Annotated in this window: 20 protein-coding genes and 1 other RNA gene; 14 read left to right on the top strand and 7 right to left on the bottom strand. The window is 39.2% G+C overall.

Going from position 1 to position 22,692, the window contains the following annotated elements:
- The 5 genes from dnaA (at position 1) to CVT17_RS00025 (ending at position 6,739) form a co-directional block, all read left to right on the top strand.
- Entirely contained in the window at positions 1–1,311 is a 1,311-nt protein-coding gene (dnaA, locus tag CVT17_RS00005; protein ID WP_054195855.1) for a chromosomal replication initiator protein DnaA, read from the top strand.
- 154 nt (positions 1,312–1,465) lie between these two features.
- Positions 1,466–2,539: a DNA polymerase III subunit beta gene (gene dnaN / locus CVT17_RS00010; protein ID WP_107769969.1), complete on the top strand. Its 1,074-nt coding sequence runs from the start codon at positions 1,466–1,468 to the stop codon at positions 2,537–2,539.
- 14 nt (positions 2,540–2,553) lie between these two features.
- Positions 2,554–4,863, top strand: a complete 2,310-nt coding sequence (gene gyrB / locus CVT17_RS00015) for a DNA topoisomerase (ATP-hydrolyzing) subunit B (protein WP_084041988.1) — start codon at positions 2,554–2,556, stop codon at positions 4,861–4,863.
- 17 nt (positions 4,864–4,880) lie between these two features.
- Positions 4,881–5,504 carry a preQ(1) synthase gene (gene queF, locus CVT17_RS00020; protein ID WP_107858844.1) on the top strand — a complete coding sequence of 208 codons (624 nt, stop codon included), beginning with the start codon at positions 4,881–4,883 and terminating at the stop codon, positions 5,502–5,504.
- Positions 5,504–6,739, top strand: coding sequence for an HD domain-containing protein (locus tag CVT17_RS00025; protein ID WP_107858843.1), 1,236 nt, complete (start codon positions 5,504–5,506; stop codon positions 6,737–6,739). Before queF ends, CVT17_RS00025 begins: the two co-directional genes overlap by 1 nt.
- Here CVT17_RS00025 and ffs read toward each other — a convergent pair.
- An RNA gene (gene ffs / locus CVT17_RS00030) (signal recognition particle sRNA small type) lies at positions 6,726–6,823 on the bottom strand. The two genes, CVT17_RS00025 and ffs, sit on opposite strands and share 14 nt — an antisense overlap.
- A gap of 112 nt (positions 6,824–6,935) precedes the next feature.
- On the opposite strand from ffs, the gene CVT17_RS00035 reads away from it, so the two are divergent.
- Positions 6,936–7,361, top strand: a complete 426-nt coding sequence (locus tag CVT17_RS00035) for a hypothetical protein (protein WP_072595304.1) — start codon at positions 6,936–6,938, stop codon at positions 7,359–7,361.
- Between the two features lie 45 nt (positions 7,362–7,406).
- On the opposite strand, the gene CVT17_RS00040 is transcribed toward CVT17_RS00035, so the two are convergent.
- From CVT17_RS00040 to CVT17_RS00050, 3 genes are read right to left on the bottom strand one after another with little or no spacing between them, the layout of a single operon-like run.
- Positions 7,407–9,008 (bottom strand): flagellar hook protein FlgE, encoded by a 1,602-nt coding sequence (locus CVT17_RS00040; RefSeq protein WP_196373568.1) that lies wholly within the window; start codon positions 9,006–9,008, stop codon positions 7,407–7,409.
- Between the two features lie 5 nt (positions 9,009–9,013).
- On the bottom strand, positions 9,014–9,721 hold the full coding sequence (locus CVT17_RS00045) for a flagellar basal body rod modification protein (protein ID WP_021090228.1): 708 nt from the start codon (positions 9,719–9,721) through the stop codon (positions 9,014–9,016).
- An 8-nt stretch (positions 9,722–9,729) separates the two neighbouring features.
- The gene (locus CVT17_RS00050; protein ID WP_107769967.1) at positions 9,730–11,130 is read right to left on the bottom strand and encodes a flagellar hook-length control protein FliK; all 1,401 of its coding nucleotides are present in this window, start codon (positions 11,128–11,130) and stop codon (positions 9,730–9,732) included.
- 161 nt (positions 11,131–11,291) lie between these two features.
- Between CVT17_RS00050 and typA the strand changes: the two genes are divergently transcribed.
- The 7 genes from typA (at position 11,292) to CVT17_RS00085 (ending at position 19,071) form a co-directional block, all read left to right on the top strand.
- On the top strand, positions 11,292–13,094 hold the full coding sequence (gene typA, locus CVT17_RS00055; protein WP_107858842.1) for a translational GTPase TypA: 1,803 nt from the start codon (positions 11,292–11,294) through the stop codon (positions 13,092–13,094).
- 279 nt (positions 13,095–13,373) lie between these two features.
- Positions 13,374–13,976, top strand: coding sequence for a hypothetical protein (locus CVT17_RS00060; protein ID WP_107858841.1), 603 nt, complete (start codon positions 13,374–13,376; stop codon positions 13,974–13,976).
- Between the two features lie 13 nt (positions 13,977–13,989).
- A complete protein-coding gene (gene proC / locus CVT17_RS00065) occupies positions 13,990–14,904 on the top strand; it encodes a pyrroline-5-carboxylate reductase (RefSeq protein WP_107858840.1) in 915 nt (304 codons plus the stop codon).
- Positions 14,905–14,923: 19 nt separating this feature from the next.
- A complete protein-coding gene (locus CVT17_RS00070) occupies positions 14,924–15,463 on the top strand; it encodes a hypothetical protein (RefSeq protein WP_107858839.1) in 540 nt (179 codons plus the stop codon).
- Complete coding sequence (locus CVT17_RS00075; protein WP_159070456.1) at positions 15,438–15,614, top strand: hypothetical protein; 177 nt, start codon at positions 15,438–15,440, stop codon at positions 15,612–15,614. Before CVT17_RS00070 ends, CVT17_RS00075 begins: the two co-directional genes overlap by 26 nt.
- A 425-nt stretch (positions 15,615–16,039) precedes the next feature.
- Complete coding sequence (locus CVT17_RS00080) at positions 16,040–16,609, top strand: hypothetical protein (RefSeq protein ID WP_103613530.1); 570 nt, start codon at positions 16,040–16,042, stop codon at positions 16,607–16,609.
- Positions 16,610–16,629: 20 nt separating this feature from the next.
- Positions 16,630–19,071 carry a molybdopterin-dependent oxidoreductase gene (locus tag CVT17_RS00085; protein WP_107858837.1) on the top strand — a complete coding sequence of 814 codons (2,442 nt, stop codon included), beginning with the start codon at positions 16,630–16,632 and terminating at the stop codon, positions 19,069–19,071.
- Positions 19,072–19,102: 31 nt separating this feature from the next.
- Here CVT17_RS00085 and CVT17_RS00090 read toward each other — a convergent pair whose 3' ends face one another.
- The gene (locus tag CVT17_RS00090) at positions 19,103–19,411 is read right to left on the bottom strand and encodes a YolD-like family protein (protein ID WP_087577347.1); all 309 of its coding nucleotides are present in this window, start codon (positions 19,409–19,411) and stop codon (positions 19,103–19,105) included.
- Complete coding sequence (locus tag CVT17_RS00095) at positions 19,401–20,663, bottom strand: DNA repair protein (protein ID WP_107858836.1); 1,263 nt, start codon at positions 20,661–20,663, stop codon at positions 19,401–19,403. The genes CVT17_RS00090 and CVT17_RS00095 overlap by 11 nt, the downstream gene beginning before the upstream one ends.
- A 137-nt stretch (positions 20,664–20,800) precedes the next feature.
- On the opposite strand from CVT17_RS00095, the gene CVT17_RS00100 reads away from it, so the two are divergent.
- Positions 20,801–21,577: an autotransporter outer membrane beta-barrel domain-containing protein gene (locus tag CVT17_RS00100; RefSeq protein ID WP_107858835.1), complete on the top strand. Its 777-nt coding sequence runs from the start codon at positions 20,801–20,803 to the stop codon at positions 21,575–21,577.
- A 47-nt stretch (positions 21,578–21,624) separates the two neighbouring features.
- Here CVT17_RS00100 and aroC read toward each other — a convergent pair whose 3' ends face one another.
- The gene (aroC, locus tag CVT17_RS00105; RefSeq protein WP_107858834.1) at positions 21,625–22,692 is read right to left on the bottom strand and encodes a chorismate synthase; all 1,068 of its coding nucleotides are present in this window, start codon (positions 22,690–22,692) and stop codon (positions 21,625–21,627) included.

Here is a 22,692-nt window from a genome sequence, read left to right on the forward strand (position 1 = left end):
TTGATAGCAGACGAAATTTTAGAAAATCTTTCAACACAAATTTCACCTGAAGAATACCAAAGTTATATCAAGCAATTAAAATTTAACGAAAAGGCTTCAGACGATCATATTATCGTATTTACTGCACCAAATGAGTTGATGGCTAAATTTATAAATACAAGATATGCTGATAAAATCGCTCATCTATATGAAGTTAGAACAGGCATAAAACCAAATATAGAAATTTCATCTACTAAAAGTAGCAAGGTATCAAAACAAAATCAAATAAATGTTAAGCAAATAAAAACGCAAAGTAGCATTTTAAATCCAAGCTACACATTTGAAAATTTTGTTTGTGGAGCTTCGAATCAATACGCATTTTTAAGCGCAAAAGCAGCCGCTGAAAAACCTGGCGTACTTTATAATCCACTTTTTATATATGGCACGACGGGACTTGGCAAGACTCACTTACTCCAGTCAGTCGGAAATCACTGCCTAAATAAAGGAAAAACCGTTATTTGCGTAACTAGCGAACAATTTATGATAGATTTTACCAGTCACATAAATAACCACTCAATGCCAAAATTTCGTGAAAAATATAGAAACTGCGATGTTTTACTAATAGACGATGTACAGTTTCTTGGTAAAACTGATAAAATCCAAGAGGAATTTTTCAACACATATAATGAACTTTTAGCAAAAAATGGTCAAATAGTTATGACTTCAGATCGACCTCCAAAGACACTAAAAGGCTTTGAGGATAGGATGATTTCAAGATTTGATAAGGCTTTTATGGCTGATATTACGCCGCCTGAACTTGATACAAAGATAGCCATCATCATCAAAAAATGTGAATTTGATAAAATCGATCTAAATAAAGAGGTCATAAACTACATAGCCACAAACATGGGAGATAATATCCGTGAGATTGAGGGAGCTATTATAAATCTAAACGTATTTAAAACTCTTATGAAAGAAGAGATCACACTTGATCTTGCAAAAAGTATATTAAAAGATTTAATCAAAGAAAAACGTGAAAATATAAATTTCGATACTATTGTTGAAATAGTTAGTAAAGAACTAAATATCAAACAAAGTGATATAAAAAGCAAATCAAGAGTTACGAATATCGTAGAAGCAAGACGAATCATCATATATCTTGCAAAGATGCTTACAACAAACTCAATGCCACAAATCGCAAACTATTTTGGTATGAAAGATCACAGTGCCGTTAGTCATAATATTAAAAAGATAAATGAGCTAATACAAACTAATGAAATTTTTAGTCTAAAAGTTACTGAATTAAAAAACAAAATTTTGACAAAAGGATAAAATACAATATGAAATTTGTGAATAAATGTGAAAAAGAAAATATAATTTTTCACATTTTAAATAGCTGTATTTCGATGTTTAAAAGCACTTTTCACTTTTTAACATCACCTACTAAAACAAAAAAATTAAATTTAAAAATAGAAGGAAGTTTTTAATGAAAGTTTTAATAAACAAAAATATGCTTGAAAGCATAGTAACAAATACAAATCCATATCTTGAAAAAAGAGATCTTAGTGCTATAACTTCTCACATTTATATCTCAGCAAAAGATGGTGTTTTAAATATAAAAGCAACTGATCATGAGATAGGACTAGCATATAAGCTAAGTAATGTAAAAATAGTTGATGAAGGTTATGCAACTGCAAATGGCAAAAAACTACTTGACATTATAAAAAGTCTAAAAGACGAAGAAGTGATGTTAGAAACTGTAAATAACTATCTTTACATAAAACAAAAAAACTCAAAATACAAACTTCCAATGTATAAATTTGAAGATTTTCCAGAATTTCCAACGATTGAGGGCAAATCAAAATTTGATGTTGACGCTGTTATGTTAGGAAGAAGTTTAAAGAAAATTTTACCAAGTATTGATAGCAATAACCCAAAATTTGAACTAAACGGAGCTTTTCTTGATATTAAAAAAGACTTTATAAATATCGTTGGTACTGATACAAGAAGACTTAGTGTATTTAGATTTCAAACACCAACTGAAAAAGAATTTTCACTTATAATCCCTAAAAAAGCTATCAATGAAATACAAAAATTATTTTTTGACAAGATAGAAATTTGCTATGATGAAAATATCTTAATCGCTCAAAGTCAAAATTTTGAATTTTTCACAAAACTTATAAATGGCAAATTTCCAGATTACGAGCGTGTAATACCAAAAGAGGTAAGAAAAAGACTTCAACTAAGTAGAGATAAGATGATAGAGGGCATAAAAACTATCTCGATGCTAAGTGATACAATGAAAATATCTTTTGCGAAAGATAATATAACATTTGAAAGTGTTATAGAAGATAACTCTGAAGCAAAAACTACAATAGATTATCAAACTGGTTTAGAGCTTGGAGATGAATTTTTTATAGGTATAAAAAATAGATATCTACTTGACTTTTTAAGTAGCATAGAGGATGAAAATTTTGAGCTTGGATTTAATGAAAGCTCACTAGCATTTGTTGTAAATTCAAAAGAATTAACAACAGTAATAATGCCGATAAATTTATAAGATAAGGCAAGATTATGGAAAATAATTACGGCGCAGAAAATATTAAAGTACTAAAAGGGCTTGAGGCGGTCAGGAAGCGCCCAGGCATGTATATAGGCGATACTAACATAAGCGGTCTTCACCACATGATCTACGAAGTCGTTGATAACTCTATCGACGAAGCGATGGCAGGATACTGCGATACGATAGATGTTGAGCTTACACGTGAAGGCTCAGCGATCATTAGCGATAATGGCCGTGGTATCCCAGTAGATATGCACCCAACTGAGAAAATTTCAGCTGCGACTGTTGTTCTAACTGTGCTTCACGCTGGTGGTAAATTTGACAAGGACACTTATAAGGTTTCTGGTGGTCTTCACGGCGTTGGTGTATCTGTCGTAAATGCCCTTTCTAAAAAGCTAGTCGTAAATATCAAACGCGATGGCAAGCTTCACAGACAAGAATTTGCAAAAGGCATCCCTCAAAGCGATCTTGAAGTGATAAAAACTACAAACCGCACAGGCACGCAAGTCGAGTTTTGGCCAGATGATAGTATATTTGAAGTGACTGAATTTGACGATGAAATTTTAGTAAAAAGATTTCGCGAGCTAGCCTATCTAAATCCAAAGATAACTATAAATTTCAAAGATCAAAGAAATGGCAGAAGCGAGAGCTTTCATTTTGAGGGCGGACTTGAGAGCTTTGTAACTGATATGAACAAGGCAAATGCTGTCAGCAAAGCAGTCTCATTTAGCGGCGGCGAAGATGATGTTATGGTTGATTTTGCACTGCTTTACAACGATACTTATAGTGAAAATTTACTAAGCTTTGTAAATAACATCAAAACTCCAGATGGAGGTACGCACGAGGCTGGCTTTAGAGCAGGCCTTACAAGAGTTATCACAAACTACGTTCAAGCAAACGCTGCTGCACGTGAAAAAGATACAAAGATAACTGGCGAAGATATCCGCGAGGGACTTATCGCAGTTGTAAGTGTAAAGGTGCCAGAGCCGCAGTTTGAGGGACAAACAAAGGGCAAACTAGGCTCAAGCTACGTAAAACCTATCGTTCAAAAGATGGTTTTTGACGTGCTTACAAAGTATTTTGAAGAAAATCCTATCGAAGCAAGAGCGATAATGGATAAAGCTCTAATGGCAGCTCGTGGTCGCGAGGCCGCTAAAAAAGCTAGAGATCTAACTCGTAAAAAAGAGAGCATGAGCGTAGGCACACTTCCTGGCAAACTGGCTGATTGTCAGAGTAAAGACCCAGTAATTAGCGAGCTATACCTAGTGGAGGGCGACTCTGCGGGCGGTTCTGCAAAACAAGGACGTGATAGAGTTTTTCAAGCGATATTGCCGCTTAAGGGTAAAATTCTAAACGTTGAAAAGGCAAGACTAGATAAAATTTTAAAATCTGATGAGATAAAAAATATGATAACAGCGCTAGGATGTGGTATCGGAGATGAATTTGACGCTGAAAAGCTTAGATATCATAAGATCATCATCATGACTGATGCTGATGTCGATGGTAGTCACATACAGACACTACTTTTAACCTTCTTCTTTAGATTTTTAAATAAAGTTGTAGAAAACGGCCACATTTACCTAGCTCAGCCGCCACTTTACCGCTATAAAAAAGGAAAAAAAGAAATTTATCTAAAAGATGAAAAGGCACTAAACGAATTTCTTATCGAAACTGGCATCGAGGGCGTTGATATAGAGGGCATTGGCAGTGCGGATTTGATTGATTTCTTAAAGATCGTTGCAGCTTATAGAAGCGTCTTAAAAGAGCTTGAAAAACGCTTTAACGTCCTTTCAGCGATCCGCTATATGATAGAAAATCCAGACATCGTCTCAAAAAGCTACAATGAAATTTTTGAAATTTTAAGAGACTTCTTAAAAGCTGAGGGACACAACATCCTAAACCACTACGTTAGCGATGATGAGGTTAGAATTTATGTCCAAACTGAAAGCGGCCTAGAAGAGCTCGTGGTAAATGAAAATTTATTTACAAATCCACTCTATGAAGAGGCACTTTACATCAGCCAAAAGATAAAAGAGCGCGGTCTAGACTTGCATAGTGACGTTATAGACGTGCTTGATGAAGTAGAGAAAAATGCGAAAAAAGGTGCATATATCCAGCGCTACAAAGGTCTTGGTGAGATGAACCCTGAGCAGCTTTGGGAGACTACGATGAACCCTGAGAACAGAAGACTTTTAAAGATTGATATAAACGACGCTATAAGCGCCTCTGACACGTTTAATCTCTTTATGGGCGATGAGGTCGAGCCAAGAAGAAACTACATCCAAGACCACGCAAAAGACGTTAAACACTTGGATATTTAAAAGAAAAAGGATAAAAGATGAGCGAAGAGCTAGATATAAAATATGGCGAAAAAATTTTAAAAGAATTTGACATAGAGAGTGACCTTGAGGTCTGGGAAAATAAGCAAACAAGGGATTATGTCATAAAGATCACTCTGCCTGAGTTTTGCTGCCTTTGCCCTCGCTCTGGTTATCCTGACTTTGCGACGATATATCTTGAGTACATACCAAATAAGCTTGTAGTTGAGCTAAAAGCGATAAAGCTTTATATAAATAGCTTTATGAACCGCAATATCAGCCACGAAGATAGTATAAATGAAATTTACTCTGTTTTAGAAAAAAAACTTGAGCCAAAATTTATGAAGATAGTTGGGGATTTTAACCCACGTGGAAATGTCCATACAGTTATCGAGATTAGCTCTGATCTAGTTGTAAAAAAGCCAGTTGAAGAGAAAGAATTTGCTCCAAAAAGTAGGGAGAGAAGCTTTAGCGATAAGCCACGTGAGAGACGAAGTACAAGTGATCGTGGCAGCAGCAGGGGCAGCAGAGATGATAAATTTAAAAAAGATGACAAGCCAAGAAGAAGCTCAAACAAAGAGGGCTTTAGAAAGATAAGCTATGCCGATGATAAGAAGCCAAAAGTAGTCAAAAAGGATAAATAATGATAAGTGCTAAGCTTATAGAACATATCTTTAAAGCAGCATCTATATCACGTTGGAACGACTATCCAAAGATGACAAATTTAGTCGAGCTTGATAAGCAAGCTCATAAATTTATCATCGCTTATTTCATAGCAAAACAAGAGCAAGACGCCGATATGAACTATATCATTGAGGCTGGAATTTTTGAGTTTTTAAGTAGGGTCGTGGTCACTGACATACGTCCAGACGTCTTTCACCACATCCAAAAGACAAAAAAAGAGCAGATAAATAGCTGGGTTTTAAGTAATCTTGATAGCCTTATTTCAGATATTGAAGATGGGGAGTTTTTAGAGAGATTTAAAAGTTATTTTAAAAGTGATAAAAAGCATGAAAAAGAACGCCTCATCCTAAAAGCAGCTAGCTATCTTGCCACTAGGTGGGAATTTTCTATCGTCTATCAAACGAGCCAGTTTTTAAGTGACATCGACGAGCTTAAGGCGAAGGTCGAGGAGGAGATGGAGGATTATTACGAGCTAATTGGCGTTAGAAAGATCGCTATGAATCAAAAATTAGCCCGCCTTGTTGATCTAAGTGGTAGGCTAAGGTTTCAAAAACGCTGGGCGCAAACGCCTCGTATCCCTGAAACTGCAGTCTTAGGACATATGCTAGTAGTTGCAATACTTAGCTATTTTTATTCACTAAAAGCAAAAGCTTGTAAAAAACGCCTAGAAAATAACTTCTTTTGCGCACTATTTCACGATCTACCAGAGAGCCTCACAAGGGACATTATAAGCCCTGTAAAATACGGTGTAAAAGGGCTAAACGAGATCATCAGTGAGTATGAGATGAGGCTTATTGATGAGAGGATTTTGCCATTTGTACCGGAAAAGATTAAAGATGAGTTTAGCTACATCCTTGGTATCAGAAAAGATGGCGAGAAATTTATAAAAGATGAGTTTGAAAATAGAACTTACGAGCGTAAAATCATCTGCCACGAAGGAACGATGGAGAACGTAAATGATGATAAATTTAACCCAATAGATGGTAAAGCGCTAAAATACTGCGACAAGCTATCAGCCTACATAGAAGCTGGAATTTCTATAAGCTATGGCGTCAAGTCAAAAGAGCTAACTGATGGATTTAATAATATGTATAAATTTTTTAGCGAAAAACCTAAGATCGACGGAGTGGATTTTTTAGAAATTTGTGATGATTTTAATGAACATTTTGGTTTAGAAAGACCCCCTCTCAGATAACTGCGGCACACACTTAATACAAGTGCTCTGCTGTGTTCCCACCCTGAAGCGGTGCTCATAAAAAGCATTGCACAGGTCTAAGAAGGAGCTTCGCAATCATACAGAAACTATACTTAAATTTTGTTTTATAGTTACATTTTTAAAAATTTAGCTTTAAAAGTATATAATCAGCCCAAATTTCACAAAAAGTAGAGTAATGTCTGGAAAGTTTAAACTTCGTTTTTTATCAGCTTTTAGAGATTTTTTTATCTATCATCACAAATCTTTAGAATTTCGTGCAAAAATTTTTGCCGCTATGATCTCTGCTAAATTTGACCCAGACGAAGATGATTTTTTTGTTTTAAATGACATTACAAATGAAATTTATGAAAATGACCAAACAAGAAAAGACTTTTTGATCCAAACTGTTAAAGAGTATGTAGCAAGAGTTAAAAGAAACGATAGGATCACACTTGATGCACTACTTTTAAGCATTGATAAAGACCTAAAAGATCATAAGAGATACGCCAAAAAGATAGATTTTTCTCACCTTCGTCGCTTGATGAGTGGCTGTGAGGAAGAAATTTTAGTTCAGCAAAGAGTTTATGAGTTTTTAATAAACGAAGTCAAACTCTATTCTTAAAATTATCATTCATTTTAAATTTTTAATCATCAACTAGAATAAAAATTATTTCTTCATCTGAATAGCAGTCTGGATCATCTCATCACTTGTTGTGATACTTTTTGCACTAGCCTCATAAGCCTTTTGCGTGACTATAACCTCACTTAGCGCTTGACCAAGATCGACGTTACTCATTTCAAGTTTATTTGCAAGAATTTGTGAGCCATAAATAGTCTCACCAGCTTTATTTTTATAAAAAAATGCCTCACCTGAATTTGGAGTTGCTTCATAGAGATTATCACCCACTTTTGATACGCCCTGCTCATTTTGGAAGTGATATAGAGCTATTTTTGCAACTATAAATGAGCGAGAATTGTCAAAATTTGCCATGATATTTCCACGATCATCGACGCTATATTTTGTGAGATTTCCCTCGGCATAGCCATCTGCTTTTATGACGAAGTCTTTTTTTGTATTGGCTGAGCTTGTTATGCCATTATAAATATTTTCATCACCATTGCCAAGGAAATTTAAAGCCACATCCCCAACACTTGTTAGCGTATTTGACACAAGTCTACCGCTACCATTAAATGTAAGCGACCCCATGGCTGTATTTTGTACAGCACCATTTGCATCAGTTATAGTAGCTGTTGCATTCCAAATGGTTTGATCACTACCTTGAGGGATTTGTTTTGTGAAATTTATAGTTACTAAGCTCTTTGTACCATCGCTGTTGTATATCTCTGAGCTTAGTTTTTCTTTATTGGCCACTTCAACTAGTGATGTAACTTCAGCCTTTACATCTAAATTAGCAAAATCCATAAATTTTAGGCTTTTATTGTTTATATGCCAGCTTCCATCGCTCTCTAGTGTGGTTGAAAACTCACTAAATTTACCATCACCGTCTTTTACTTTTACCACCACGCTGTCACCTGCTTTTGCACCAAAGTTCGTCTGGCTTAGTGGGATTTGTCCATTTAACGAGATAGTTTTATTTGTATTATCAAGTGTATAATTAAAATTTGCCGCATCAATGGCTGTTGTTTGTCTATTTGTTATTAGACTTGAGTTTAGGTTCCCTTTAAAATCTATATTTTTTGTTTGCTTGGCTGGCATAAATAAAAAATGAGGTAAATTTATGCCTTTTTGTGAGCCAGTATCGGCTAGTTTTAGATCTTCTTCTTTTGCAGTAAATGCCTGCGTGGTACCTTTTGTCTGACCATATTTTCTAAGAGCATTAGCACTTGGAGTGACTGGAGTAAAGCTTGTTAACGTACCAAGAAGCAAGTTGCCTTTATTATCTACTAAATTTCCAGCCCCATCTATATCGAAGCTACCTGTTCTTGTGTAGTAGTTTCTACCATTTTTATCAACGACGCCAAAAAAGCCTTTACCGCCTATGGCTAGGTCAAAGTTATTATCAGTATTTTGAAAACTACCATTTGTCATCTTTAAAGCTGTCGTTTGTTTTGTAGCTCCAAGACCTACTTGATTGTTAGTTGGACCACTTCCAGCGGAAGCCATATGTTGATTGATTAAATTTTTAAACTCAGGGATTGAAGCTTTAAAACCTACGTTGTTGATATTTGAGATATTATTTGCCCAAACATCCATGCCAAAGCTTTGTGTTTTAATGCCACTAATTCCGTTGTAAAAACCTCTCATCATGGCTTTTATCCTTCGTAAAATTCAGATATTTTATCCATTGGGACATATTCGCCTGCGATTTTTATCATAGCTTTGCCATCTACAAATTTTACTGCCTCGACTGGATAGCTACCTACTTGAGTCTTGTATGAATTACCATCTTTTCCAGTGTAATTAACAGAGACTGTATATGCGCCGTTTGGTAACTGTTTTCCAGAATCATCTTTACCATCCCAAGATATTCTGCGGACTCCTGACTTTAGATCTTTTATATCGATTGAACGAACGACCTCTCCATTTGCATTTTTAATTTCGAGCTTACCATTTGCAAGATCTGATTTAAAATAAAGTGCAAAATTTACAGTTTTTTGCTCATCTGTTAGTAAAACTGAGTTTGAACCAGTTGAGACCATTTTTCCAAGAGCTGAGATAGCGTAGGCATTTGCATTTGATTTTAACTGATTTACAAGCTCTTTCATAGCTGAGTTTGTATTTTGTTGCATCTCTAGTGATGCTAGCTGGCTAGTTTGCGTAAGCATCTTTTCAGTATCCATAGGACTTGTTGGGTCTTGATACTGAAGCTCTGTTAAAAGTAGCTTCATAAATGCATCTTTATCTAGCTGTGCATTTGGGTTAGTTCCTGTGCCAGCTGCCGCATCTTGCTTTGCTTTTGCCTTTTTCTCGGCATTTTTTTGCTGTGTTGTTTGTGTAGTTATATCTGAAACTGAAGCCATAATCTCTCCTAAATATATCTTGGTATTACTAGTTCAAGCAAGCTTTGTTCCGCTTGAGCGTTTTCGCTCTCATCACTTTGATTTGAGCTGTATTTATTCTTTGCTTGTTCTCTTTTATCTTGTCTTTGATTTTGATCTGAGAAATTCATCTCAAGCTCGGTAAATCCCATATTTACAAGGCTATTTTTAAACTCGGCTTGATTTTGCAAAAAGAGATTCATCGTAGCTGTAGTTGAGTTAAAATTTACATGCAAGTTGTTGCCACGATTTACCATCGTGATCTCAACCTCGCCTAAATTTAGAGGATTAAGCGTGATGTTAAAACGAGTGATCGGCGCTTTGTAATTTTGCACCTGCTCTTTTAGCGTAGAAGAGAAATTACTAAGTGTCTCTTTTATCTCAGCCTTTGTCTGAAGCTGGTGTTTAGCGCTATTTGCGATATCTTTTACCATTTGGTTTAGCTCTGATTTATTATCGCTACTAAATGTCTCTTTGCTCTCTAAATTCTCATTTTTTTGCTGTTCTCTCTCAGGGAATAGTAGCGACTCAAGAGTTGGAGCTTTTTGCGCCTTTTGCTCGTGTAAATTTACCTTTACTTTTGGCTCTTTTGGTTGCTCCTCTGGCTCAACATCCACTATCTCATCATCAAGCTTTACTTCACTATCTAGCTTTTTAGGCTCTTCTTTTACTAAATTTTTAGTTTCATTAGTTGGATTTGCCACTACCTCTTTTAACAAAGTATCAAGCTTTACGACCTCTTTTGGCTCGTTTTTTATGATGGTTTGCTCGACCTCATTTTTTAGCTCTTTTAGGTAAAAAGGCTTCTCTTCGGTCTTTATCGGTGTGAAAAATTCTTTCTTGCCTAAATTTTTAAACATCTCGTTTAGTTTTGGCACGTCTTCATTTGAAATTTCTATATTTTCAAGGCCAAGGTCAAATTTCTTAGCAAGGTCGATAAGATCACTAACGCTTTTAACATTGCTAAGCTCTTCAACGTTTTCAGGCACACTTAAGAAATTTGCTATTTTGTCGCTGAAATTTGGAAATTTACTTACTTTTTCATTGCCGTTTAAAATTTCTAAAACTTGTAAAAGCTGCATAAAATTTGCATTTTCATAGAGCTCATTTTTTGTATTTTCATCTAAATTTTCTTCAAGTGCAGTTGAAATTTTTGCCGCACTTTCGCTTTGTGCTTTTTGCAGTGTCTCTTTTTGAGTGGTAACCGTTTTTACTATCTCTTTGACATCTTTTTCAGTGATTTTTTGGCCGCTATTTGCCTTGCTCGCAGCTGCATCTAAAACCATCGACAAAAATTCGCCGTTGTTTTGAGATTTTTTAGAAACAGAGGGCTTTTTATTCCCAGCAGGAGCCAGCAAATCTACGTTGTTTTTCGCTGTATAAGCTTGCATTTAAACCTTTCAAATTTTTAAACTTAATGCCAAACATGCAAAATCTATTCCAAAAATTAATTTCTTGATATCAGCTTAAAATTTATAAAAATTTGGCTATAATCTGCCCCTATTTTAAAACTGACAAACGAAAAATAGCAAACTAATAAACGGAGAAAAATTTGGAAAAGATACGAAATATAGCCGTTATCGCACACGTCGACCACGGTAAAACAACAATGGTTGATGAGCTTTTGAAACAGTCAGGAACATTTAATGAGCATCAAAACCTTGGCGAGCGTGTAATGGATAGCAACGACATCGAAAGAGAGCGTGGCATCACGATCCTTTCTAAAAACACTGCTATTCGCTACAAAGATACAAAGATCAACATCATCGACACTCCGGGCCACGCCGACTTTGGTGGAGAGGTAGAGCGTGTTCTTAAGATGGTTGATGGTGTTTTGTTGCTTGTCGATGCGCAAGAAGGCGTTATGCCACAAACTAAATTCGTCGTCAAAAAGGCACTCTCACTAGGACTTCGTCCAATCGTTGTTGTAAATAAGATAGATAAACCTGCAGGCGATCCAGACCGCGTTATAAATGAAATTTTTGATCTTTTTGTTGCACTTGATGCAAACGATGAGCAGCTAGAATTTCCAGTCGTTTATGCCGCTGCTAAAAATGGCTATGCAAAGCTAAAACTAAGCGATGAAAACAAAGATATGCAGCCACTTTTTGAGACTATCTTGGCTCACGTACCAGCTCCAAGCGGTAGTGATGAAAACCCACTCCAGCTTCAAGTGTTTACTCTTGATTATGATAACTACGTCGGTAAGATCGGTATTGCAAGAATTTTTAACGGCAAGATATCAAAAAACCAAAATGTCATGCTTGCAAAGGCTGATGGCACAAAGACAACTGGTAGAATTTCAAAGTTAATTGGTTTTATGGGTCTTGAAAGAACCGATATTAACGAGTCTGGCACTGGCGATATCGTAGCGATCGCTGGCTTTGATGCGCTTGATGTTGGCGATAGTGTTGTTGATCCAAACAATCCTCATCCGCTCGATCCTCTCCATATCGAAGAGCCAACACTTAGCGTTGTATTTTCTGTAAATGATGGGCCATTAGCAGGTACTGAGGGCAAACACGTCACATCAAATAAGATTGATGAGCGCCTTGCAAACGAGATGAAGACAAATATCGCGATGAAGTATGAAAACATCGGCGAGGGCAAATTTAAAGTAAGTGGCCGTGGTGAGCTTCAGATTACTATTTTGGCTGAAAATATGCGCCGCGAGGGGTATGAATTTTTACTTGGCAGACCTGAGGTCATCGTAAAAGAGATAAACGGCGTAAAGTGCGAGCCATATGAGCTTTTAGTCATCGACGCACCTGATGATACGACAGGCACAGTCATAGAAAAACTAGGCAAAAGAAAGGCTGAAATGGTCTCTATGAACCCAACAGGTGATGGCCAAACAAGGATCGAATTTGAGATACCAGCGCGCGGCCTTATCGGCTTTAGAAGCCAGTTTTTAACTGACACAAAGGGCGAGGGCGTCATGAACCACAGCTTTTTGGAGTTTAGACCACTTAGTGGAACAGTGGAGCATAGAACAAACGGCGCACTAGTTTCTATGGAAAACGGCGTAACGCTTGCCTATTCGCTATTTAACTTGCAAGATCGTGGCGTGCTATTTCTTGATCCACAAGCAAAAGTCTATGTGGGTATGATCATCGGCGAGCACAGCCGTCCAAACGACCTTGACGTAAATCCTATCAAGGGTAAAAACCTAACAAACGTGCGTGCAAGCGGTAGCGACGATGCGATCAAGCTTGTGCCACCTAGAAAGCTAAGCCTTGAGCGCGCGCTAGAGTGGATAGAAGATGACGAGCTAGTCGAGGTTACGCCTATAAATATTCGCGTTCGCAAGCGCTATTTAGACCCAACAGAGCGCAAAAGAAAAGCGAAACTTTAATCAAATTTTATCATTTTAGCCCCTTTGTAAAGGGGCTAATAATTAAACTCTAAAAACAGTAAAAAATTTACATAAATTTCTCATACTTTTTTGCATTATTTATTTAAGTTGGCTTTGTTCAAGACGAAATAGAGCCATTCTCTCTCATCTAAAATTTATCAACCTTAAAACTATTTATGCTTTAAAATACCATACTTACTTTTCTATTTTTGCTTTTAATGTAATCAATACAAAAATGCTTAGTTTATGCTAGAATCGGCGAAAATTTAAAGGAAACCGATGAAAAAACTAAAATTTATCTTTGCTCTCGCCGCAGCGTTTATTTTTAGTGGCTGCTACGAGACTACGCTACTTACTCGCGTGCCGATCTCCGCGCTTGTTTCGGACAAAGGCTCGGACGTTAAATCCACGATCGTACTAACGGATATAACGCCGCAGACGCACGTTACGAAAACGGTAACGGACAACGTGCGGGTTTTCGTCCCGGACGCTAAATTTAAGGATTTCCCGACGGGAGAAACCGCCTATGAGATGAGCGTTAGCGTAGGCAAGGGCGAAAAGGGCGGCAAAAACTCGGATAAGCGCGCCGTGCGGATATATCTAGGCTCAGACGGCGACGTCTACGGCAAGCTTAGTAAAAACATGCTCGAGCAGTACGCGGGCGCGGCGAAGCAGAAAATGGAGCCGACGCTAAAAGCGGCGATCAAATTTGAAAACGACACGAAGGATGTCTATGAGCTGGTCGTGGGCAACGAGTTTAAGGCGAGCGACGAGGCGCAGACGGGCGGCGTTTATACCTTGGCGCCGGGGCAGGTTACGGGCGCGATCTGGGCGGATAGCGCGGCGGTAAATACGGCGATCGCGGGCAAGGCGGTCATTTAAAAAAGACGGCGAAATGAAAAACGTAAAAATAGGCTTCATCGGCGGCGGAAATATGGGCGGCGCGATGATAGAGGCGCTTTGGCGAGTGCAACCTGACGAGGTCGGCGTAGTGCGAAACTCGGCCGAGGAGGGGCGAAAATCCAGCGGCGGCAGCGAGGCGCGCGGGACTGAAAATTTAGCGCAAACGGATAAAACCCCAAGCCTGCATGAATGCGAAAAAAAGACGAAATTTGAAATCATAGCCTGCGCCAGAAACAAAAACGAAGCTTTACGGCAGAGATTCGGTATAAAAATAGCCGCGAGCGAAACGGATCTAGCGCGCGAAGCGGACGCGATCGTGCTGGCTACTAAGCCCGCTAGCTACGAGGCTATCTTGCGTCTGATCGCGCCTGATCTTGCGGGCAAAATTTTGCTTCTTTTGGCGCCTAATTTTGACATAAAACGCGCTAGGCAAATCGTAGGCGAGGGCGTTTATATAGCTCGTGTGATGCCAAATATCGCGGCTTGCATCGGAGCGTCGGCCACGGCTCTTTGCTTTGACGCTGGATTTAGCGAGGCCAAGAAAGAGACCGTGCGCGAGATAATCGCTAAAATCGGTAAAATTTACGAGATAGACGAGACTGGTTTTGCCGCATTTACGGGCATCGCAAGCAGCCTGCCCGCGTATGCGTGCGCCTTTATCGAGGCTGCGGCCGATGCCGGCGTGCGGGGCGGACTGCCTAGGCAGCTTTGCTACGACGCCGTTGCGGCAGCCGTAGAAGGGACGGCGCGTCTGATCCAAAGCGGCAAGCACCCGGCCGCGCTAAAAGACGAGGTCTGCTCGCCCGCGGGAACCACGATCGAGGGACTTGCCGCGCTTGAAAAGGGCGGATTTCGCGGCGCCTTGATGGATGCCGTCGCCGCTTGCATCGCCAAAGCGAGGGGTTAGGTAAATTTAAAGGATAAAAATGAAAATCTTATTATTTGCGCTACTTGCGGCGATAAATTTATTCGCTAGCGAGCCGGGCCTTTCGCCATTGCTAGCTGCAGATACGCTAGAAAAGCTCAAAAAATGCAAAAATCCCGACCTAAACGCCACCAAAGAGTGCGTGCAAGCGGGCATGGTAGCGGCTAACTTAAAGCAAGACTACGGCGCGGCGGAGGGGCTATTTAGCCTAGCCTGCGCCAAAGGAGACGGCGAGGGCTGTTTTTATCTGGGCGAACTTTATAAAAATAACCTAGTAAAAGCCGCGGATAAGAGCGAGCGCGAGACTAAGATTAGCGCGTATTACAAGGCTAGCTGCGTCCTTTACGAGTATTTGCCGGGTTGCTTGGCGCTAGCCAATTTCATGCAAGAAGAGTTGGGCGACGAGGCGCAGTCGTTTGCGATAAACAATACCCTATGCAACAAAAAAATACGCTCCCGGATGCTACAACGTGGGCTGGATGATAGAGCGAACGGGAGGCGATATAGGCGAGATGATGGAGTATTACGAGCGCTCGTGTAAGCTAGGCTACGTAGGCGGCTGCGCAAGAGCGGCGTGGCTGTATGAGGGAAATTTCAACGAAAACAGATACGAGCAAGTAAAAAAAGACGCGAAAAAGGCAAAGCAAATGCGAAAAAAGGCGTGCGAGCTAGGCGATAAGCAAAGCTGCTAGATTGATAATAAGGCGTTTTGATAAAAAATTTAAAACGATAAAACTCCAGAAAATCTTAACATAGCTAGCAATGTAGAGTAGTAACTTTTAGTATATTTTTGAATTCTGTAAGAAGTTTACTAGTTTTTATTTTTAAGTTTATCAAAGTCTTACCACATTTTTTGTGGTAAGTAGTGAAGTAAAGTAAAGTTTTTACTTCACTAGATCCAAAAGTAAAATTTTTACAAAACTTGTAAGCTAGAAAAATTTTACTTATACCTTCAGTAATTAAGCCATCCAATAAAACTCATTGATAAATTTTCTTCTAAATCTTATTTTTAATAAAAATGAATATTAAATTTCTTAAATAAAGCTAAATATAACAATGTAATTTTAAGCCATTAGGTTATAAGATTTTTTTAAATTTTATTTTTAAGGATTGCAACATGAAAATGCTATTTTTAGCCCCAGTGCTAGCATGTAGTCTTGCCTTTGGTGCTGATGTGATCGCAAAAGACGCAAACATTACGCTTGATGGTAAGATGATCGGTAAGATCGAGGTTTTAACGCCAGTTGAAGTCGTTGAAAAAGGCGATAAAACGAGCAAGATCAAAGTTAGTGGCGTCGTGTCGGCAAACTACTTAGCCCAGCTTCAAAGAAGCGTAGAAGATCCTGAAGTTTTTGTAGCTTTTGATGACGAGAGCGAGGCAAATTTCAAAAAAGTAAAAGACCTTGAAGATGACTACGGCGAGGTTTGGTACCAAGCTGATGGCGTTTATGAAGTGCCAAATGACGCGCTTGGTGGCAACCAAAAAGAGCTTTACGCAAAGGCAAAGAAAATTTACGAAGAGACCTGCTCAGCATGTCACAGGCTGCATGAACCAAACAGCTTCACAGCCGCTCAGTGGCCAGCAAATTTATCTGGCATGGTCGATGCGAAATTTGTTGCACTAGATGAAACTGATCTAAATTTAGTGCTTAAATACCTACAACACAATGCCAAAAAAGTAAAATAAATTTTCATAAGGGAGAAAATATGAAAAGGCGAGATTTTATAAAATTTTCTGCACTTGCTGCCACAGCAGCGCAGGCAAACAAGATAGAGGGCGTGACTAAGACCATTTTTGACCAAAACAAAACCTTTGGCGCAAATAGATTTGGGCTATTTTGGGCAAATACCAACTCAAACCAAATCGTATCTGTTGATCCATTTGAGGGCGATAAATTCCCAAATACCATGAACAACAGCTTGCCAGACCTCATCCAAAACGAAAGTCGCGTGCTCTATCCATACGTGAGAAAGAGCTACCTAAAGGCAAAAGGTGCAGCAAAGAGCGAGCTTCGTGGCAAAGAGGAATTTGTGCGCGTTAGCTGGGATACCGCCCTTGATCTAGCAGCAAAAGCCTTAAAAGAAAATTTCGACAAATATGGCCCTGAGAGCATCTACGGCGAGTGCTACTGGTGGGGCGGCAGCGGTAAGATCAGCTGGGGCAGGACTGTTGGTCACAGGATGCTAAAAGTGCTTGGCGGATATGTCGAAGAGAGCGGCGACTACTCAACGGGTGCTGGCCTTGTTATCATGCTTCACGTCCTAGGCAACAGCGCCGTTTATGATGCTCCGACAAAGTGGGAGGCTATCGCTAAAAACGCTAAAAATGTTGTATTTTGGGGCACTGACCCACTTGTAACTGATCAAATTTCATGGCAGCCACCAACACATGATGGCTATCTTGGCATCAAAAAGATAAAAGAGGCAGGCATAAAAACTTATAGCGTTTGCGTCTTTAAAAACGACACCACAAGATACCTTGACTCTGAAACTATCATCGTTCGTCCAAATACCGACGTAGCAATGATGCTTGGCATGTGCCACTATCTATATGAAAACAAGCTTTATGACGAAGAATTTATCAAAAAATACACAGTTGGCTTTAATAAATTTAAAGACTATCTACTTGGCACAACCGACAAGGTGGTAAAAGATATCAACTGGGCGAGTAAAATTTGTGGCGTAAAAGCTGAGGATATCGCTAAATTTGCAACAGCACTTGCAAAAGAGCCAAGCGTCATCATCGCAGGCAGATCACTTCAAAGACAAGATCACGGCGAGATGAGCTTTTGGGGTATCGTAACACTTAGCGCGATGTTAGGTCAGATCGGCAAAGAGGGACTTGGCTTTGAGTTTAACCTCTACCACTCAAATGGCGCTACAGACAAGATCGCTCCGTCACTAAAAGGCATCAGCACTAGCATCAGCGAAAAATACGACAACGTAGATGGCGCTCCTTGGAAGAAATTTAAAAACGTCACCATCCCATCTTCAAGATCAATCGAAGCTTTGCAAAACCCTGGCAAAGAGATAGACTATGACGGCTCAAAGATCAAGCTACCACACATGAGAGTGGCTTACATGGCGTCTGGATCGATGTTTACAAGGCATCAAGATGTAAATAACGCCGTAAAAGCGTGGCGTAAATTTGACACTGTAATAACCGCTGAGCCATTTTGGACAAGCACAGCAAAACTAAGCGACATCGTCTTGCCAGTAGCCCTTGAAGTCGAGAGAAACGACATCAACCAAAGCGTGCCTACAAACGAATACATCGTAGCTTACAAGCCTGTTGTTGAGCCTATGGGCGAGAGCAGGAGCGATTACTGGATCTGCTCACAAATTTGCAAACGCTGGGGCAGAGAAGAGGTCTTTACAGAGGGCAAAGATGAGCTTGGCTGGGCGAAAGAATTTTACGCAGACGCAGCCGAGCAAGCTAAAGGCATAAATGTCAAGATGCCAAGCTTTGATGAGTTTTGGAAAGAGGGATATGTTAGATTTGAGCAAGATGACGAAGCTAGCAGATACTACACAAGGCTTAGCGCTTTTAGAGAAAATCCTCACAAAAACCGCCTAGGCACGCCATCTGGCAAGATAGAGCTCTACTCTCCAACTATCGCTAAATTTGGCTACAAAGACTTTGCACCGCACGTTGCTTGGATCGAGCCGTTTGAGTGGCTTGGCAGCGAAAAAGCCAAAAAGTATCCATTTAGCGTCACAACCCCACACTCAAGATACCGCCTCCACTCACAGCTAAATAACTCCGTGATCAGAAACTACGCTGAAGTATGCGCAAGAGAGCCAATGCTAATAAACGTAAATGACGCCAAAGCAAAAGGTATCGCAACTGGCGACGTGGTGAGAGTATTTAACGACAGGGGCGAAATTTTAGTTGGTGCGCTTGTCACTGACATCATCCCAGAGCACGTCATCGCCATCTGCGAGGGTGCATGGTACGATCCTGAAGTGCTGGGCGAAAAGAGCCTTTGTAAGCACGGATGCATCAATGTCCTAACACGCGACAAAGGTACGTCTAGCATCGCTCAAAGTAACTGCGGACATACGATACTAGCGGATCTTGAAAAATATAAAGGCGAGATCAAGCCAATAACTGCGTTTTCTAAACCAAAAATTTTACAATCTTTGTAGAATTTATATAAATTTAGCCCTCGCATGGGGGCTAAATTATTTTTAGGTCATTTATATCTTCAAATTTGATCCTAGTTTTTACAACCATAAGAGTTTTGTTTTTGAAATTTACGTCAGAGATTAGTCCGCTAGCACTTGCATAGGTATAGCCGTCATGATAGCTCACATATACTTCATCAGCTGGTCTTAGCTCGCTTATCTTTTTTAAAATTTCATCGATCTTGCTCTCATCAAGATCTAGTTTTTCGCATTTTTCTCGCTCTTTTTGTCGCAGGGCTCGCTCTAAGGTTGAGAGAGGATTAAACGAGCTAAAAATTTTTGCTCTATCTTTACTCGCCACTTTTGTGCCCTCCGATCTTTTTATTTCGGTCTTGCCCAGTGGCTTCTGGTAGTAGATCGATCGCTCTTAAAACCGAGTTTTTACCAAATTTTTCTTTTAAGAGATTTAGGGATTTTAAAACCGCCTTTTCTTTAGCGCCATCCTCAAAAAGACTTTGATGAGCTAGGCTCTCTTTTACTACGTCGTTTGCACTGATGCTAATTTGCCTAATCAGCCCAACATTTTTTATCTTGTTTAAAAGTAGCTCTTCGGCCAAACTCATCAGCACACTTGAGATATTTGTTGGTGTCTTAAACCTAATACTTGCACGCTGGTGTGGCTCAAGCTTATCGGCAAATTTTATATTTATCGTTATTCCACTTGCCATTACTTCTTTGTTGATCATCCTAAGCGCTAGCCTATCAGCCATCTCTTTTAGTATGACTACCGCCTCGCAACGCTCATAGTCTCTTGGTAAAATTTCAGAGCTAAAGTAGGATTTTGTACTTGGTTTATATGCTTTTATATCAGCTATTGTCGTTGGCTCTATGCCATTTGCGTGATCTATCGTTATATAGGCATCAACTCCAAAAAATTTCTCAAGCAAGCTTCGCGGAGCATTTGCTATATCTTTCATACAAAAAATTCCATGTTTTTCCAGCTTTAGCCTAGTTTGCTTACCGATACGCCAAAAGTCATCTAGCGGTTGATACGTCCAAAGACGTTCTTTATAAAGCTGCTCGTCTAAAAATGCAATCCCATCATCACTATGCTTAGCCAGGATATCAAGGGCGATTTTTGCGAGGTATAAATTTGTGCCCATGCCACAGGTGGCCGTCACGCCAGTAGTTTTTAAAATTTCATCCATTATCTTTTTGGCTATGGATTTTGCATCGGTATTATAAAATTTAACATAAGAAGTAAGATCGATAAAGGCCTCATCGATAGAATAGACATAGATATCATCTTTTGAGACATACTTTAGGTATATCTCATAAATTTTAGCCGCATAGTCGATGTAAAACTGCATCCTAGGCGGTGCAATGATAAATTTTATAGCCTTTGGTATTTCAAAAAGCCTGCATCTATTTTTCACACCTTTTGCTCTAAGAGCTGGGCTAACAGCTAGGCAAACACTTCCGTTGCCACGACTATCGTCAGCTACGACTAGGTCGGCTTTAAACGGATCAAGCCCTCGCTCCACGCACTCAACTGAGGCGTAAAAGGACTTTAGATCAATGACGGCATAAAATTTTTGTACTTCGTTTTTCATGGAGTGATTATAGATGAAAATTAGTAAAAGTTCGTTTTTGAAAAATCGATCTTAAAGCTAAAATTTCTAATAAAAATTTTTTAGAAACAAAATAAGCAAAATGGATAAATTTTACTAGTGGAGCTAGGGTAAATGCAATGCACAACGAAGTTAATATAATTGGTTCTACTATCGAAAAAAGTAGACAATCAGGTGTTTATATTGATTTAACAGATAGAAGTGATGTAAATTTTAACAAAGTAAAAGCAACTCTCGTATCAAAAAGTAAAAATAAAAATGGCGAGTCTATGCTTGGGGTTTTTGCTATACCAACATTTGATAACAGCAATGAAGATGCCAAAATAGATGGTAGAGTTAGAAATTATGGACTTGGTATTTTTTCAAGGCTAAATTTACCACGTGATTTTTATATCGATCTCATGGCAAAAGCTGGTAGGAGCCAAACTAAGGTTGATGCAAAAGATGTGGATTATAAAATCTCAATACCATATTACAATGCTAGCTTTGGCGTCGGCAAAAAGATAAAATTTGATAGCTTTATACTTGATAGTGGTCTAAACTACGCACTCTCTTATGCCGGTAGCGATGAGGCAGATATCGGACAAAGCATATTAAAATTTAGCAGCGTTACATCAAGTAGAGCTAAAATTTACTCAAAAATAGCTTATGATGCTGGTAAATTTAATCCTTATGGAAAAATTAGTGCCGAGTATAAATTTAACACCAAGTCAAAAATAGCAGTGATGCAAGAAGACGAGGAGATCAGCCTAACTCAAAAAGGCACAAGCTCAGAGGTTGAGGTCGGTCTAAGATATACGCCAACTTATGCAACACTCATAAATTTTGGCATAGCACGATCTTTTGGTAAAAAAGATCAAAGCAGCGCAAAACTTCAGTTTGCTTATAGATTCTAAAAATTTAGTGGCTTTTTTGGCCACTAAATTTACTTATTTTTATAGATTTAGCTGTAAATTTTCTTTAAATTTTCAAGCTTTGTACTAGCATTTAGTAGCAACATATCGGCGATAACTAGCCTTATCATCGCGGTTGCAACGACACTTCCTCGTATGCCTATACAAGGATCATGCCTGCCTCTTAGCTCAAAGTCTACCACTTCGCCAGCTAAATTTAGCGTCTTTTGTTCTTTAAATATCGAAGGCGTCGGCTTAAAATGGCTCTTTAACACGATCTCAGCGCCACTGCTTATGCCCCCAAGTATGCCACCAGCGTTGTTGCTCAAAAAGCCAAGCTCGTCCATCTCGTCATTGTTTGCTGAGCCAAGCATAGAGCTTACATTCACGCCAGCACCTATCTCAACGGCCTTTACACCATTTATGCCCATCAAAGCCGCTGCTAACGCGCTATCTAGCTTATCATAAAGTGGCTCACCAAGACCAGCTGGCACTCCTCTAGCCACGCTTAAAACCACAGCTCCTATGCTATCGTGCTCGCTTCTAGCTTTATTTATCACTTCTTTAATCGCTTCTTCATTGCCAAGAGCATAAATTTGAGAATTTTTAGCAAAGTTAAAGTCTATTTTGTCGCTAAAAACTTTACCGATGCCAAGCACGCCGCTTAAAATTTCTATATTAAACTCATTTAAAAGCAGCTGCGCAAAAGCCCCACCAGCTACTCTAACAGCCGTCTCTCTTGCGCTTGAGCGTCCACCGCCTCTATGATCTCTAAAGCCGTATTTTTTAAAATAGGTAAAATCAGCATGGCCTGGACGGAAAATTTCACGTAAATTTTCATAGTCGTTTGATTTTTGGTTGTTATTAAAAATAGCAAAACCTATTGGCGCGCCAGTGCTCATGCCATCAAAGACGCCGCTAAAAATTTCTATCTTATCGGCTTCATCTCTTGCGGTTGTAAAGTTGCTTTGCCCAGGGCGGCGTCTATCTAGCTCACTTTGGATAAAATCTACATTGATCTTTAGTCCAGCTGGAAGTCCGTCTATCACGCCACCGATCGCCACCCCGTGGCTCTCACCAAAGGTTGTTAAGGTTAGTTTTTTGCCAAATGTATTCAA

The organism is Campylobacter concisus, assembly GCF_003048775.2.
Classification (GTDB): domain Bacteria; phylum Campylobacterota; class Campylobacteria; order Campylobacterales; family Campylobacteraceae; genus Campylobacter_A; species Campylobacter_A concisus_I.

Coding starts and splice junctions, on each gene's coding strand:
- CVT17_RS00100 (WP_107858835.1), top strand. CDS start 20,801: ATGCACAACGAAGTTAATATAATTGGTTCTACTATCGAAAAAAGTAGA.
- proC (WP_107858840.1), top strand. CDS start 13,990: ATGAAAAACGTAAAAATAGGCTTCATCGGCGGCGGAAATATGGGCGGC.
- queF (WP_107858844.1), top strand. CDS start 4,881: ATGAGCGAAGAGCTAGATATAAAATATGGCGAAAAAATTTTAAAAGAA.
- dnaN (WP_107769969.1), top strand. CDS start 1,466: ATGAAAGTTTTAATAAACAAAAATATGCTTGAAAGCATAGTAACAAAT.
- CVT17_RS00045 (WP_021090228.1), bottom strand. CDS start 9,721: ATGGCTTCAGTTTCAGATATAACTACACAAACAACACAGCAAAAAAAT.
- CVT17_RS00075 (WP_159070456.1), top strand. CDS start 15,438: ATGGAGTATTACGAGCGCTCGTGTAAGCTAGGCTACGTAGGCGGCTGC.
- CVT17_RS00095 (WP_107858836.1), bottom strand. CDS start 20,663: ATGAAAAACGAAGTACAAAAATTTTATGCCGTCATTGATCTAAAGTCC.
- gyrB (WP_084041988.1), top strand. CDS start 2,554: ATGGAAAATAATTACGGCGCAGAAAATATTAAAGTACTAAAAGGGCTT.
- CVT17_RS00070 (WP_107858839.1), top strand. CDS start 14,924: ATGAAAATCTTATTATTTGCGCTACTTGCGGCGATAAATTTATTCGCT.
- CVT17_RS00060 (WP_107858841.1), top strand. CDS start 13,374: ATGAAAAAACTAAAATTTATCTTTGCTCTCGCCGCAGCGTTTATTTTT.
- CVT17_RS00040 (WP_196373568.1), bottom strand. CDS start 9,008: ATGATGAGAGGTTTTTACAACGGAATTAGTGGCATTAAAACACAAAGC.
- CVT17_RS00085 (WP_107858837.1), top strand. CDS start 16,630: ATGAAAAGGCGAGATTTTATAAAATTTTCTGCACTTGCTGCCACAGCA.
- CVT17_RS00080 (WP_103613530.1), top strand. CDS start 16,040: ATGAAAATGCTATTTTTAGCCCCAGTGCTAGCATGTAGTCTTGCCTTT.
- CVT17_RS00035 (WP_072595304.1), top strand. CDS start 6,936: ATGTCTGGAAAGTTTAAACTTCGTTTTTTATCAGCTTTTAGAGATTTT.
- CVT17_RS00050 (WP_107769967.1), bottom strand. CDS start 11,130: ATGCAAGCTTATACAGCGAAAAACAACGTAGATTTGCTGGCTCCTGCT.
- CVT17_RS00025 (WP_107858843.1), top strand. CDS start 5,504: ATGATAAGTGCTAAGCTTATAGAACATATCTTTAAAGCAGCATCTATA.